Here is a 13,258-nt window from a genome sequence, read left to right as displayed (position 1 = left end):
TTTGATAACTACTAGTAAGGCTAGTAATATTACCTAGATAAGATCCCAACCTCCCATTATCGTCCGCGCCTCATCCACACTTCCCTCTAACAGAGGCTTCTTCGCCACCACCTGCGCCCGACCATTCCCAGTCGGCACAACCTCTGTCTCCCAAAGCATCAATTGGCGGCTCACAACCGCACTATAACAACTCCCACAAAACACTGCGGCAGTTTTTTCATTTGAGTGAATTTCAGGTTCACTTGTTAGAAAAAAGAGTATTAAATTCTAACATATGAACGACTCTAATACCCCAGACAAAGAAAAAGAAAAAGACGTGAAATCTCTCGGATGGCTCCTAAATATGATGGCTATCATTTGGGGGATATTTAGCATTATCGGCATCGCCTTTTGGTATTTTGGAATGTCAGAGCAAGCCGCCCAGTTTGGCGATTGGTTTGGCTCAGTGAATGCATTCCTGACATCACTAACACTCGCCTTTGCAATCTACGCAACCCGCCTCCAATCCAAAGAACTGGAACTCTCTCGTAAAGAGCACAGCGAATCTAGAAAAGCTCTACAAAAGTCCGCCATTTTTCAAGAAACACAGGCTGAAATTGCCACATTAGACACTGCACTCACCTCCTACATCCGTCAACGTGAGGCCGACTTGACCACCATAAACAAAGAAAAAACAGAAATTGATAGCCTCTCAGCTGAAATTCCTAAACTTAAAATTATGGTTAACAGTACACTTATGGAATACGTGTATACACCAGAGGAGGCGAAGATCCGGTTAGAGCGTGCTCAAAAAAGGCTGAAAAAAATCAAACAAATCTACACAGAACGTCTAAAAAGATTGGAAACAATTCCCAACCGCATCAAGTCCCTAGAAATTAGAATCGATGAGATTGTTGAAGAAAGTGTAACGAGGAGGATTTTGGGTGACCTATATTAAATAGACCTCATCCTATCAAAAGTATCTTCGCCACCACCTGCGCCCGACCATTCCCAGTCGGCCAACCTCTGTCTCCCAAAGCATCAATTGGCGGCTCACAACCGCACTATAACAACTCCCACAAAATCCCTACGGCTGTTTTTTACAGAAACCCATATTTTCCTCACTACCTGACATTTCATCCCCCTATTTGAGGGCAGTGACTTACCGCTCAAAAATGCGTATACCTCATATAGAGCGCCTCACTTTCACCTTACCCTGTGAGACCTTCATCTTAAAAAGATGAAGGAATTCAGAGTAAGCTTCATGAGGATTGTTCACTTGGTTCAGATACAGTTCAGGATCTTTTTTATGGCCTTTATTAGTAGCCAGCGGATAACTTGAAACGCCATTCATCCACTTGTAATATTCTCCTTCAAACCGATCTACTTCAGATTTCTTAAGACAGCATAGCACAGCTTTAAATTTCGAAAATGCTGCGTCCTTATACCTTTGTATAACCTTTAAATCCGTTTTCGCATCAGATCCGTAATCACAGTCGTGGTGTCTAATCACTGCAGCTCGACACTTCTCACAAGATTCAAGTAGTTTATCTATTGCTGATTCAAGAGTGACTTTAGCAGATGTTTTATTCTGCGAAATATTTCTAATAAAATAAGTAGCTCCGGCACCAACCCCTAGCCAAATAAGCCTATCAACTGCAGCTAAAAAAGGATTTATGTCGCTCATTTTTTACCCAGGCGCTGTCTGATAGTTTGTTCGACAAAAAATTCTGCCTCGGAATTCTGATAAGGATATTTAAATTTAACCCTCTCTCTAAATTTCTGCTCTCCAAGCCTTGCACAAGCTGGCCCAAAAGCCTCATCGACGAATGAAGGTAATAAAATACTTAATCCGCACATATTAACCTCTACCACATCTGATGTGTTCAGAGCTGGTTCAAAAAATTTCTCTCTATATTCTTCTCCTGAAAAAGGACCTTCAGAGGGGATACGCCCTCCAGGGTATTTAGAAAAGTTCGAGATTTTTAGCTTTTTTACTTCTTGAGTCATTCTCTTTATCTTTCTGGCCAACGTGAACTGAGTCTACTTCCCACACTAATAGTGTACCATCTAGGCAGCCATTTTCAGGCAAAACTTGAGGTTGATTTTTCTTTTCGAAGATAACACGTACCCTATCAGTCTGTACAAACAGTCTACCATTATGTGATTCCTCTGCATAGTGTTTTAACAATGGAAGTCCTCTCCCTCTATAATCTAACTTCGTTTGGGAACGAGATTTTTCAAATGCTTTAATCACTAATTCTGTCGGCAAGGGTTTGAATAAATGAATCCCCCACTCATGCAGTTTTGGTTTAATAGTAGCTGGCATTCCAACGCCCCTATCAAGAAAGACAAAATACGCTTTTCCTGATTCTTTCTCTGTATACCCAAGAATCCACCACCTTTTCTCAATCCACCTTCTTTGCGACTCAAGAGGATAGGCATGATTAATGGCATTCATGATACACTCTCCCAAAGACGACTTAAGCCTATCACTTCTCTGAACACCGAAGTTTAAGGCCTCAGCAAACTCTTCCACAAATTCAGCCGCAATTTGAGTATCTACGCTCTCTCCAAATCGATGTCGAATGTAAATTCGATCATTGTGTAGCAAGCTTTTTCTTTTGGCAATTGAAGAAGGGCTCCTTGAAAAATAATCGTTATATCCGAGTCCACCCAGCAGATCTTCTACCTCTTCTGACTTTGCTCTCCCACTTGGGGAAAATCTAGTTTTCTTGGCAAAATGCCTCATCGTGACCAATTGAGAGATCAGTAATAAAACTGCTTCAGGGGTTGCTCTTTCAATATGCTGGTGGTCAATAATTACAATTTCAGCTCTTCCAACAAAAATTTCAACTTCTAGCACGTTGAATAAATTCTGAATTTCAGATAAATTTTCTCGAACACATAACACTTTAGGTAGGCTTAGAGTGTAACTCTTGCGAGTCTTAGGCCTTACAAGATGAGCCCCTTGACGCCATGTTCGATTTTTAAAAGCTCGAAGGTGCTTTCTTTTCCTCCTCCTTTTTAATTCATAGTGAGCCTTTCTCTTAGACCTTTGAACAATGACACTTCTCATATAAAACTTCACACCTTCGGGGTTGCGGGAAGGTTTCATACAGCATTCACAGTCGCTTAACATTCCACAACAGAAAAGCGCACCAAGAGTGAAATCCTTTTTACCACGTCACTTTACACTTTTCCCTTGTCACTCCCCACTAGAGCGACAGCGACACCACTTGCTCCTTATCACTTCCCACTGGAGCACAGCGACTCCACCTCCCGCCCTTCTCACTCTTCCAAACATAGCCCCGCTTCGTAATAGGCAAATTTCTTAGACTATGAAACTATCCTTCTATGATACTTCAAACCCTTGCCCAATCTGCTGTTAGCCCAGTTGAAACAGCCTCACTTTGGCTAGACGTCACTCTCAAAATAATACCAGCTGCCATCACACTATTTGTAGGTATCGCTGCTCTTCGGTTCCAGAAACAACAAGCCGAAATTAACCGCTACCGTAGTGATATGCACGCAGCTGACAACCAGCGCATCATGGAGTACCAAACGGAAATTGCCGCAGACAAACTCCGTCTCGACCTCTTCGAAAAACGCTTTGAAGTCCAAAAGCTCATCGATGAGCTTCAATATGAACTAGAAACCTTGTCAGTACCATCCGACAAAGCGCGTAAACTCTTCACCGATATACAGCATCGCTCACAATTTCTCTTTGGTGAAGACCTTAAGAACCACCTACAAGCAGGACAAAAGCAATTTTTTAAATGGCGCAACGTGAATGAGAACATACAAGCTCTTCCAGACCACCGAAGACTAGGAGACCTTTGGAACGAACTACAAAGTGAGAACCAGGATTTCGAGCTCTATTTTACAGGGGCTTCAGACTCTTTTTTCATAAAGCTTCGTCAGATCATGAAAAAGTACATCGGCTTCAATTGCCCGTAGAACCCTTCACACTTTTTCCTTATCACTTCCCACTGGAGCGACAGCGACACCACTAGAACGGCACAGCCGCGACCCAAAGCAGAAGGGCGACCACTCGGCCGCCCTCCCTTATTGTGTTTTGTTTTTATCGGTGTCTCAAGGGACATCTAACACGATACATTTCCTGTTAGACCTGTCAAGTTAGAGTCTAGTCACACTTTTTTCTTCTTACTGGATAAACTTGATGTGCTCACCTTGTTTCACCAGCCCAAGACTCTCAGCCTCACGTCGGCGCACATTACGAATCGTCTCACCACTATCGAAATCAAATGCAGGATACGGTAAGTCAAAACGTGAGATATCTTGCCATATTGAATCAGTCTTCAGCGCAATCATACGGCTACCTTCGGTAAATTTCCCACCCGAATTCCTCCAGACCTTCGCCCAATCTTTCGGGTGTTCCCTATGGCTAAAAAGAATCAACTCCTGCGCTGGAGCTGCATTTAAAAGATTACTAGTGCATGACTGCTCCCACTTAGCGGCACCTCGTGCCAAATCTGACATCGTCTCCCATATCAACGAAAGCCGTGGATAATATCCAATGTCATCTAGAGTATTACGATGATGACTTTCAGGCCTCAATCCCAATTCATCTGCTAAGGCAGACATTTCACAAACGAACTGATCGCGTCTCTGAAGAGTTCCTTCGCTACCGTTTTTGTAAACACGCCTCCTCCCATCTAGCCGCGTCATCAACTGCTCACGCATAGAAGCTAACAATTCTGTCTCAGCATCACTAGGTTCTACCCTCAGCCATTCCTTAATATTCCCTAACTCTTCATCGTCCACATCAAAAAGATGCTTCACAGCAGGAAAACGCAACTGCACAAAAGTTTGCAATAACGCGCTATCCACCTCAGGCGATTTATAACTATCAGACACTTTTCTTTTAAAGCTTCTGTTCACTTTTCACTAGATCAGCAGCACCGCTACATCAGCGTCTACCTGTGTTCTTCGCTATCTCAGCCAGCAGTACCAGCCCTTTAGAAACAGCCAGTAGCAGCATCCCTGACACAGCACCAGGAACTAGGACCGAGATTGCCGAAGAAAAGGAATCACCTATGGTAAACACAAACAGCAAGACGCTCACACCAATAGAGCCATAGCCCACCCATTGAATCGCTGTCTCAAGCGTAAATGGATCACCACTATCTTGTCCACGAGCCTTGTTATGGAGATGAAACACTCTGTCATCAGCTTTCACCTTAGGCTTAGCCGTCTCTATACCGCCATTCCCAGCTTTATCAGCTTTGCACACCATGCACTCATTTCGAGTATCAGGATTAAACGCATCACATTTTTTACATTCCCAACTCATGCTTCTTATTTCTTAGGGTTTATTTATTCCAAATCTGTGTCCATCTACCCCACACGGGATAGATCCATTCAAAGTCTTGTTCCTTATGCTCCGTCACTGTCCACCGAGCATTCACTGGCACCAGCCTGACAAACTCATCGCCTGTCGCTTTAGTTTCCATCGCACCTATTTGGCGCTCTATCTGCCTAAAGATAATTCCTCCCTCCTTAAACTTCGCCACCGCAAAACTCCCACTGTGTGCAAATTCGCTCGGCATCACTATTAGAACATCATCCTCATAGAAGCGCGGCTCCATCGAATCCCCCTCTAGGCGAACTCCAAATGCCTGCGGATCTCGGCACTCAGTCGGCACTAACGGACTCTCATGATCACCCTCATAGTCCAGCGGATCACCAGCATGCGCCCAGCCCACTAGCGGAATCATCCGGCATCTATACTTAGAAATCTCCTCTTCTAGTATATCCCCCAGTCCACCTTGTTCATTGCCGCTCTCATTATAAGCTGAACCTCCTAAATCCTCCTTCGTCTGCATAATTTGCACAAGAGTACGTATGGCATCACTCGGAGTGCGTTTTTCAGCTTCTAACTGGTGGATATAACTAAGACTCAGCCCCATCTTCTCAGCCATTTGTGACTGAGTGAGCTTTAAGCTCTTCCTTAATTTGTACAGTGTGTGTGAAAAATCGCTCATTGTGTGAATTTTAACTTGCGAGGATTTGCACACTGTGTGTAAATGTGTGCAGATGCAACGAGCAAATGTAATCACCAAATGCACACAAGGGCAAGCCGATTTCGCACTCCGTGTGAAAGTAGCACTCCTTAAAAGCGATATGAACATCTCTGAACTAGCTGCGGAGCTTGGACTTTCACGTAACACAGTCTCCTTGGCTATCAATCGCGGTCTCTACCTTCCAACCCAGAAAAAAATCAAAGCATTCCTAAATATCAAATGAGCCCCACTGACAAACTCATCCGTCTAGCAATAGCCAACCTTAATCAGGTCACTAGTACACAAGACAAAATCGAAACCCTCAGAGCTGCTGCCGAACTCACATCTGATGACGACAAATCCTTAGATATGAGACTCACAGCGAGATGCCTCGAAGAAGCAGACCAAGCACAACTCAAACTCTCAAAACTCTACGCCCAGAACTAACACCTCCTCTCACTATCCACACCTAATTTCGTCCCATGTCCCAGCCACACCCATTAGCCCACCTACCCACCAGCCGACGCATAGATACCGTCATCGGCATCCTCTCTGCACGCAAGCTGCAGAAGCCTGGAGGCTGGACTCTAGCTGAACTGGCCGAGCTTTGCGGCTGCTCAGAAAGCGCCATCTACGAGCGCCAGACCAACGCTCTAGCGAAACTACGCAACCGCCTCCCACACCTAAAAGACGAACTCACCAACTAGCCAAACGGCAAAGCCCCTAACTCCACTCCTCACTTCGCACTCCACACCTATCACTCATTCCCCATGAAAACCCGCATCTCCATCGAGCTCATCCTCACCATCAACCTCTACTTCATAGGCGACCACCTCCTAGAGCGTTCCTTCCGCTCCGCCACTGTCGACCAGCTTAAAGTCCACCTCATCCTCCTCATCGCATGGACACTCCTCCTCTCCGCCCTCTGGTGCTCCCGCGCCATCTTCCACATCCGCACCGCCAACGAACGCCAACAAGCCGAAGCCCAGCAAAACGCCTGGAAACAAGAAAACCGCATCTAGCCCAACTCCTCACTCCTCACTTTTTCCTTATCACTTTTTCCCATGAATAAACTCTTCAATCCAACCGCCGACTACGAAACCGCTCAGGTACTCCCTAAAGAGCGAGCAGTCCGCAGCATCCTCAACACCTCAGTAGACGACGGTAAAATCAACCTCAAAAGCTGCGATGACATCCAAGTCCTCGAAGAAGCTATCAAGCGTGAAGACGCCAAAGAAAAAGACGCCCGTAAAGGCATCCTGCAGCCGCTCCGCAGCAAGCTTGCAAAGCTAAAGAAAACCAAAGGCGAACTCGCCATGGTCGTAGACAACAACCCAGAAGTCCAACACCCGGACATCTGGTCACGTGCCAAACAATACGCCACCGCAGCCAAACGCTTCGCCCGAGCCTCAGTAGCCTGTCAGGTCATGCTCGGCTTCGAGCTTACCGAACTCAAAAAGGAACTCGGCTACACACAAGGACGAAAATCCAGCAAAAAGAAAAACCCGACCGAATCGGTTTTTTCGACATGGAGCGAACATTGCAAAGCCGAACTCGGCATTACTGACGATACAGCTCGCAAGTACATCAACATGGCAGAAGGAGCAAAGCGCCGCCTCAAGTCCTGCTACAACAATCTCCCATTGCTAGACAAACCAGTCACCGAGTTCAGCGACGAACAGCTCGAGCTGCTCGACAAGGCTGTGCGTAAGATCACAGACGGCCAGACCCAGTCACAGTTCCTCATCGACTACGGCATAGCAAAGGCTCCTCAAGGCTCCGCAGCCAAAGGCGGCAATCTCGGAGGCAAAGACGATGATGAAGACGAAAAGACCGAGCCCACTATGGAGCAAATCGCATTCGTTCTCTTCGCAGAGCCAGTCCAGCAGATTACCCAGCTGCGCACCAACTCTAACTACCAAGCAGCCCTCCACTCGCTCCCAGTCGCAGGAGCCACGCCAGAAGACATCTCGCTCACCACTCTAGAGCGTGACCTCGAAACCATGCTCGCAGAAGTCCGCGAGGCTAAGCAATCCCGCTCGCAGTCTATCGACACAGAGTTAGCACAACTACCAGCATAACTATTTACTTATCACTTCTAACTTTCCACTTATCAAATGAACGCTATAGCCCAAAGCACTCCAACCGTCTTGCAGTACATTGACGATTGGTCTCGATTCGCCAAACTGACCATCACATGTCAAAGCGACATCCTCAGAAAGCTCGATAGCGTTCACCAACTCATTCACGCCAAGCGTGGGCAAAAGGGTGAGATCTCAAAGGCTCTATCTGAATCGCGTCACGTCAGCGTATCCACGCTTTATAATGAGAAGAATGAATTTGAACGCAAAGGCTGGCGCGGACTCATCGACAAACGCCGATTCGCAAAAGACTCAGGGCTCATGCCGCGCCTCTGTAAAGACGCCATCAAAGCCGAGTTCGAGAACCACCAACGCACAGACGATGCAGCAGAAGTCCGCCGCAAGTTCATTACTAAGCTCCAGCTATGGCGACGCACCGGTGACTACAAGCACTCTATACCTGGATACACCAGTCCCCCAGAAGATGATCCTAAGCTTGGTCACCCTCTCGGCTGGTCTGAAAAAACCTTTTCTCGTCTCAAGCTAGACGCCTACGAATCAGCTCTCTCTAAACAGGGAAAAAAAGCAGCCACTAGCTTCCTTCCACCCGTACTCACTACTCGGAAAGGCTCACACTACCTCCAGCGTATCTACTTTGATGACCAGGACTACGACAACAAGATCGCTGTCGCAGGTCTCTCTGAAGCAGTCCGCCCAGTCGGATTCAACTGCTTAGACCACCACACCGCAGCCCACCTCGGCTACCACCTCCGCGTAGTCACCAAAACCACCGATGAGCAAACCAACAAATCCCTCACGGGTAAAGAGTTCACATGGTTCGCGCTTCATACCCTCCAGACCGTTGGCTACCGCACAGACCAGCACAAGACACAGCTAGTATTCGAGCACGGCACAGCAAACTCATATAACAACAAATCCCTTTCCACATTCGGCGGCCACCATTCCTTTGAAGAAGCTCTAGCCGCCATCACCAACGGACAAGTCACCGTTAGCCGCTCAGGTAAGTTCAACACACCAGCGTTTGCAGGCATGCTCTTTCGTCCATCCTCCACAGGTAACTTCAAATACAAGACCTGGATAGAATCCGCATTCCGCCTCGTTCGTACCTACATGCAGGATCTCCCTGGCTCAGTCGGCCGCAAGTACGAACTCGCACCTGAAGAACTCCACGGCATCGAGCACAACGAGCGCCAGCTCGCCAAGGCCATCGCCACCATGCCGCCCGCTGTCGCCTCAAAAATGAACCACAGCATTCTCACCTACGTCGAGTTCGCAGAAATCCTCTCCGCAGTCTACCGCGCTATCAACTCCCGCACCGACCACAACCTAGAAGCATGGGAAGAATGCGGCTTTATTCGCTCCATTTGGAGACTATCAGAGAACTCCAATAACTGGCTCCCACGAGATGAATTAGACGGCATCGAAGACCAAGACGAAAAAACCTACCTAGTCAACAAAGTCACCAAGAATTCTAACCTGCGCGGCACCGAAACACTCAGCCCTGCAGAAGCTCTACAAAAGTGTAGCAAAGACCCTGCTATCAAGACTCTCCCACGCGAATTCACCCCCCTCCTCATCCCTAAAGAATGGGCTGTAGAAAAAACTGTAAAAAGCGACCGAACTATCAGGCTCGCAGATCCATTTCATAAGAAAACCACCCACCACTATATCACACAGCTAGAGACCAGCCACGGCATGCTCACTATGAAGCCAGGCACCGACATCCTCTGCTACTACAATCCCTTCGATATCGACAACCTCGTCGTCTGCACCACCGAAGGTGCCTACCTCGGAACTCTTCGCCGCGTCATCCCGCGCCAGCTTCACGATACGAATAACACCCTTGAGCAGCTTGGCGAACGCTCACGCCTCCGCTCAGACCTCGATGCAGCCCCTAGAGCCCGCGCCGCAACCATCATGCAAGAGCGCCAACAAAATACCGAACTCCTCCGCCGCGCCAAAGCTGGCGAGCCCGTCACAGAAGAAGAGAAACGCGCCGCCCAAACAGCCAAATCCAATAGTACCCGCCGCACTAATAAAGTCACAAAGCACGCACGCCAGCGTAACTCCGAGCAAGCGCTCGAATCATGGGCAGACCAACCAACAAACACAGAGCCAAAAGACGACTCAAACGATTCACAAAACTACAATTACTTCTAATGCCAACCACCCCGAACACCATGCAAAACAGCTCCCAAGGAAACGCCCACGCCAAACGCGGAAAACGCCGCTACCGCATTACCCGCGATGTCATCGCCGGTTGGACAAAAAACGAATCAGATCGCAACCGCAGCCTCATATTCTGGCTCCACGATTACGCATCCTCACACGATCTCGGACACGAAGAAATAGGCGAACGCCTCAAGCAGCCAGCCAACGGCAAACCCTACAGCGCAGACTCAGTTTACCAGGCACTCACAGGCCGCCGTGATGCCGGCGCACTGGAGAACTTTCTCCTAGCTGTAGAAGAGCTCCAGAAGATCGAACGCGAACGCGCCACAGTCACTAAATCTGGCTTCATCGAGACCAACCTCACCAAGAAGATCTTCTCCATCTGCGACTCAGCCAGAACCTTCAACAAGGTCATGTTCATCATCGGTGAATCTCAGATTGGAAAGACCGAAGCTCTCAAGGAATACGCTCGCCGTAACAACCACGGAGCCACCGTCTACATCCGCTGCCCAGCCGGTGGAAGCAAGACCACATTCGTCAACCGTATCGCCCACATTCTCCACCTCCCTACAGGCGGCACCATCACCAAACTCTCGGAAAAAGTAATCAATGCATTCGACGAGCGCATGGTTCTCATTGTCGATGAAGTACACCAAATGCTCGACTCCAAGACCGGCATCAGAACGCTCGAATACATCCGCGAAATCGCAGACACATCAAGCTGCGGACTTATCCTCGCTGCCACCCCAGTTTACAACCAAGCATCGAAGGCCGCAGAGGTCGAAGGAATCCTCCGCCAGCTCGAACTTCGCTCACTCATTAAGGCCACACTTCCACGCCGCCCGACCAAGCAAAACCTCAACTGCTTCGCTAAGCATTTCGGCCTAGCTCCAGCCACAGAAGAAGCCCTCGACCTCCAAACCGAAATCATCGAACAAGACGGCCTCGGCCGCTGGATCTCCATCCTAGAAGGAGCCTCACGAATGGCCGCAAAAGTCAAAAAAATCATGGACTGGGATCACGTCCTAAACGCCCACAGCGCCCTCCTCAATCTAGAAGAAGGAATCTAATCCCTCCCAACTAACCATCACCGAATGGCAACCAATCCCCGCCTAATTCAACACTCAACACTCAACACTCATACACCATGAAAAGCATCAATCTAGATCACCTAACCGAAGAACAGCTCGCCGCCGCTCTTGATCAAAAACGTAAATCTAAAGAATCAAAAAAAGCGGAAGCGAGAAGACTATATCGTAAAGCTAAAGAGACCTTTTGCGAAGACACCGCCGAAAAATTTGACAACCTTCACAAGCTTCTCAAAGCGTTAAAAGAAGCCACCTGTTCATCAGCACAAGAGCTATACAATCAAATGTATGCTCTCGACAACAAAGAGCCTAAACCGACCAAGAGTTTCACCGTAAAGAATCAAGACGATACGATTAAGATCGTGATCGACCGACAAGAACGCTTCGAGTTCACGGACGAAGCCGTTGTCCACATCAATGCAATTCGAGACATCTTTAAGGCCAAATTCAGCGAACGGAACAAAGGCATGTACTCCATTCTCGATGGCCTGCTCGTTAAGAACTCCAAGATGGAATACGACCCTAAGCTTTTAGCTAAGGCGAGACGCCAAGTGCGCGATCTCGGAGACACAGAACTAATCAACGAGTTCGATAAGCTCGACGAATGTCAGCACGTCACAGGATCAGCTCTCTACAGCCGCCTATATCGCCGCTCAAAGGACGGTAAATGGCAAGACATCTCCCTCCAATTCTCAGCCCTTTAAACCTACCGGCAACAGCCCCGCTCAGCCGGGGCTTTCTCCTCCCTCAACTTCGCACTTTTCCCTTAACACTAATCACTCAAAAAAATGTCCTCAGCATATCACCCACTAACTCCAAAGCAAAAATCCGTACTAGCCCAACTGGCTAAAACGGCTTTCGATCACGAATACAAATACGGCCTAGTCGACGCCCCAGGTGACACCAAAGCAAAGCAGCTCACAAACTGGCGACACGCCCAACAATCCGAAGCCGTTGGCAAGTCCTCACTCACCAAGTGCAAGCAACAAGACTTCCTCCCACTCCGTGCTCACTTCAACTCCATCCTCGGACTCGACGACAAAGCATTCAACGACCACCTCAAATCTCTCCCAGCTAACGACAACGCCGACAAAACCGACACGAAAGAAGAACGAGAGCGTAAGATCCACCTCATCAAACAAACCCTCGCACAGCAGACTAAATACACTCTCGGCTATGTCATCGCCATCGCCAAAACCCAATACAAACAATCCAACCTAGACAACTGCACCACCGAGCAGCTCCACAACCTCTGGATTACCCTCAAAGAGCGCATCAGAAAAGGAGATCTTAAAACCCGATAGGCCGAGCACGCCGCCTCTCTCATAACTCAACACCACACAGAATGAATCAGGAGCACGCCATCAACTTCATCCTTACCGAGTGCACAAGCGTCTACAACGTCAGCCTCGGCAGCCTCATCGGCAGATCTCAAACTGCAGACATCGCCATCCCGCGCTTCATCGCAGCCCACCTCATCCGCACCGAGCTAGACATGAGCGTAATCGCCGTCGGCAAAATCTTCAACCGTGACCACACCAGCATCACACACGCCTCAAAGCGTTTCCACCAGATCACTCAAAAAACCATCCACGCACATCGCGTGCAGAAGATCCGCAAAGCCTTCGCAGATCACCTAGAAACTGCCTAAAGTTTCCAAAACCTCTGTCCAAAACCCTGTTTTAGGGCATTTATTTCCAAACTTGATTCAGCCACCGTTTTCGGCTTAGAATCCTCCCCATCGCCCACACTTCGGGCTTTTTCGGCCACCTTCGCCATCCTTCACCCTTTCCAAACCCACCTGTCCTTATTCAATTCACACATAAATCTAAACCCAAAGCTTTCTGGTCGAGTACTCGGTTGGTGTGCTTTACGTTCTGCTAAATTTGAA

Annotated in this window: 19 protein-coding genes; 12 read left to right on the top strand and 7 right to left on the bottom strand. The window is 48.1% G+C overall.

Annotated features, from left to right (window positions below; all coding sequences use genetic code 11):
- Window positions 1-33: 33 nt before the first annotated feature.
- On the bottom strand, window positions 34-159 hold the full coding sequence (locus tag ACSHX2_RS14025) for a hypothetical protein (RefSeq protein WP_435693581.1): 126 nt from the start codon (window positions 157-159) through the stop codon (window positions 34-36).
- A 115-nt stretch (window positions 160-274) separates the two neighbouring features.
- On the opposite strand from ACSHX2_RS14025, the gene ACSHX2_RS14020 reads away from it, so the two are divergent.
- The gene (locus ACSHX2_RS14020) at window positions 275-937 is read left to right on the top strand and encodes a hypothetical protein (protein WP_435693580.1); all 663 of its coding nucleotides are present in this window, start codon (window positions 275-277) and stop codon (window positions 935-937) included.
- 228 nt (window positions 938-1,165) lie between these two features.
- On the opposite strand, the gene ACSHX2_RS14015 is transcribed toward ACSHX2_RS14020, so the two are convergent.
- The 3 genes from ACSHX2_RS14015 to ACSHX2_RS14005 are packed head-to-tail and all read right to left on the bottom strand — an operon-like array spanning window position 1,166 to window position 3,097.
- The gene (locus ACSHX2_RS14015) at window positions 1,166-1,666 is read right to left on the bottom strand and encodes a hypothetical protein (RefSeq protein WP_435693579.1); all 501 of its coding nucleotides are present in this window, start codon (window positions 1,664-1,666) and stop codon (window positions 1,166-1,168) included.
- Window positions 1,663-1,989, bottom strand: coding sequence for an STAS-like domain-containing protein (locus ACSHX2_RS14010; RefSeq protein WP_435693578.1), 327 nt, complete (start codon window positions 1,987-1,989; stop codon window positions 1,663-1,665). Before ACSHX2_RS14010 ends, ACSHX2_RS14015 begins: the two co-directional genes overlap by 4 nt.
- Complete coding sequence (locus ACSHX2_RS14005; protein ID WP_435693577.1) at window positions 1,946-3,097, bottom strand: ATP-binding protein; 1,152 nt, start codon at window positions 3,095-3,097, stop codon at window positions 1,946-1,948. Before ACSHX2_RS14005 ends, ACSHX2_RS14010 begins: the two co-directional genes overlap by 44 nt.
- A gap of 239 nt (window positions 3,098-3,336) precedes the next feature.
- On the opposite strand from ACSHX2_RS14005, the gene ACSHX2_RS14000 reads away from it, so the two are divergent.
- Window positions 3,337-3,939, top strand: coding sequence for a hypothetical protein (locus ACSHX2_RS14000; RefSeq protein WP_435693576.1), 603 nt, complete (start codon window positions 3,337-3,339; stop codon window positions 3,937-3,939).
- A 207-nt stretch (window positions 3,940-4,146) separates the two neighbouring features.
- Here ACSHX2_RS14000 and ACSHX2_RS13995 read toward each other — a convergent pair whose 3' ends face one another.
- The 3 genes from ACSHX2_RS13995 to ACSHX2_RS13985 all read right to left on the bottom strand — a co-directional run bounded on the left by ACSHX2_RS13995 (window position 4,147) and on the right by ACSHX2_RS13985 (window position 5,987).
- Window positions 4,147-4,806 carry a hypothetical protein gene (locus ACSHX2_RS13995; RefSeq protein WP_435693575.1) on the bottom strand — a complete coding sequence of 220 codons (660 nt, stop codon included), beginning with the start codon at window positions 4,804-4,806 and terminating at the stop codon, window positions 4,147-4,149.
- Between the two features lie 106 nt (window positions 4,807-4,912).
- Window positions 4,913-5,296, bottom strand: a complete 384-nt coding sequence (locus ACSHX2_RS13990) for a zinc finger Ran-binding domain-containing protein (RefSeq protein ID WP_435693574.1) — start codon at window positions 5,294-5,296, stop codon at window positions 4,913-4,915.
- A 19-nt stretch (window positions 5,297-5,315) separates the two neighbouring features.
- A complete protein-coding gene (locus tag ACSHX2_RS13985; protein WP_435693573.1) occupies window positions 5,316-5,987 on the bottom strand; it encodes a LexA family protein in 672 nt (223 codons plus the stop codon).
- Window positions 5,988-6,039: 52 nt separating this feature from the next.
- On the opposite strand from ACSHX2_RS13985, the gene ACSHX2_RS13980 reads away from it, so the two are divergent.
- The 10 genes from ACSHX2_RS13980 (at window position 6,040) to ACSHX2_RS13935 (ending at window position 13,018) form a co-directional block, all read left to right on the top strand.
- Window positions 6,040-6,249: a helix-turn-helix domain-containing protein gene (locus ACSHX2_RS13980; RefSeq protein ID WP_435693572.1), complete on the top strand. Its 210-nt coding sequence runs from the start codon at window positions 6,040-6,042 to the stop codon at window positions 6,247-6,249.
- On the top strand, window positions 6,246-6,452 hold the full coding sequence (locus ACSHX2_RS13975) for a hypothetical protein (RefSeq protein ID WP_435693571.1): 207 nt from the start codon (window positions 6,246-6,248) through the stop codon (window positions 6,450-6,452). Before ACSHX2_RS13980 ends, ACSHX2_RS13975 begins: the two co-directional genes overlap by 4 nt.
- Before the next feature lie 35 nt (window positions 6,453-6,487).
- Complete coding sequence (locus tag ACSHX2_RS13970; RefSeq protein ID WP_435693570.1) at window positions 6,488-6,712, top strand: hypothetical protein; 225 nt, start codon at window positions 6,488-6,490, stop codon at window positions 6,710-6,712.
- 63 nt (window positions 6,713-6,775) lie between these two features.
- On the top strand, window positions 6,776-7,027 hold the full coding sequence (locus tag ACSHX2_RS13965) for a hypothetical protein (RefSeq protein ID WP_435693569.1): 252 nt from the start codon (window positions 6,776-6,778) through the stop codon (window positions 7,025-7,027).
- A gap of 42 nt (window positions 7,028-7,069) precedes the next feature.
- Window positions 7,070-8,086 (top strand): hypothetical protein, encoded by a 1,017-nt coding sequence (locus tag ACSHX2_RS13960; RefSeq protein ID WP_435693568.1) that lies wholly within the window; start codon window positions 7,070-7,072, stop codon window positions 8,084-8,086.
- Between the two features lie 36 nt (window positions 8,087-8,122).
- Window positions 8,123-10,267, top strand: a complete 2,145-nt coding sequence (locus ACSHX2_RS13955; protein WP_435693567.1) for a hypothetical protein — start codon at window positions 8,123-8,125, stop codon at window positions 10,265-10,267.
- 20 nt (window positions 10,268-10,287) lie between these two features.
- Complete coding sequence (locus ACSHX2_RS13950; RefSeq protein ID WP_435693566.1) at window positions 10,288-11,349, top strand: AAA family ATPase; 1,062 nt, start codon at window positions 10,288-10,290, stop codon at window positions 11,347-11,349.
- A gap of 77 nt (window positions 11,350-11,426) precedes the next feature.
- A complete protein-coding gene (locus tag ACSHX2_RS13945) occupies window positions 11,427-12,071 on the top strand; it encodes a DUF3164 family protein (RefSeq protein ID WP_435693565.1) in 645 nt (214 codons plus the stop codon).
- An 84-nt stretch (window positions 12,072-12,155) separates the two neighbouring features.
- Complete coding sequence (locus tag ACSHX2_RS13940; RefSeq protein ID WP_435693564.1) at window positions 12,156-12,671, top strand: hypothetical protein; 516 nt, start codon at window positions 12,156-12,158, stop codon at window positions 12,669-12,671.
- Window positions 12,672-12,712: 41 nt separating this feature from the next.
- On the top strand, window positions 12,713-13,018 hold the full coding sequence (locus ACSHX2_RS13935; protein ID WP_435693563.1) for a helix-turn-helix domain-containing protein: 306 nt from the start codon (window positions 12,713-12,715) through the stop codon (window positions 13,016-13,018).
- Window positions 13,019-13,258 lie beyond the last annotated feature (240 nt).

The sequence above is a fragment of the Rubritalea sp. genome (genome assembly GCF_051252225.1).
Classification (GTDB): domain Bacteria; phylum Verrucomicrobiota; class Verrucomicrobiia; order Verrucomicrobiales; family Akkermansiaceae; genus Rubritalea.
The sequence above is the reverse complement of the archived record's forward strand: the minus strand, read 5'-3'. Positions and strand labels throughout refer to the sequence as shown.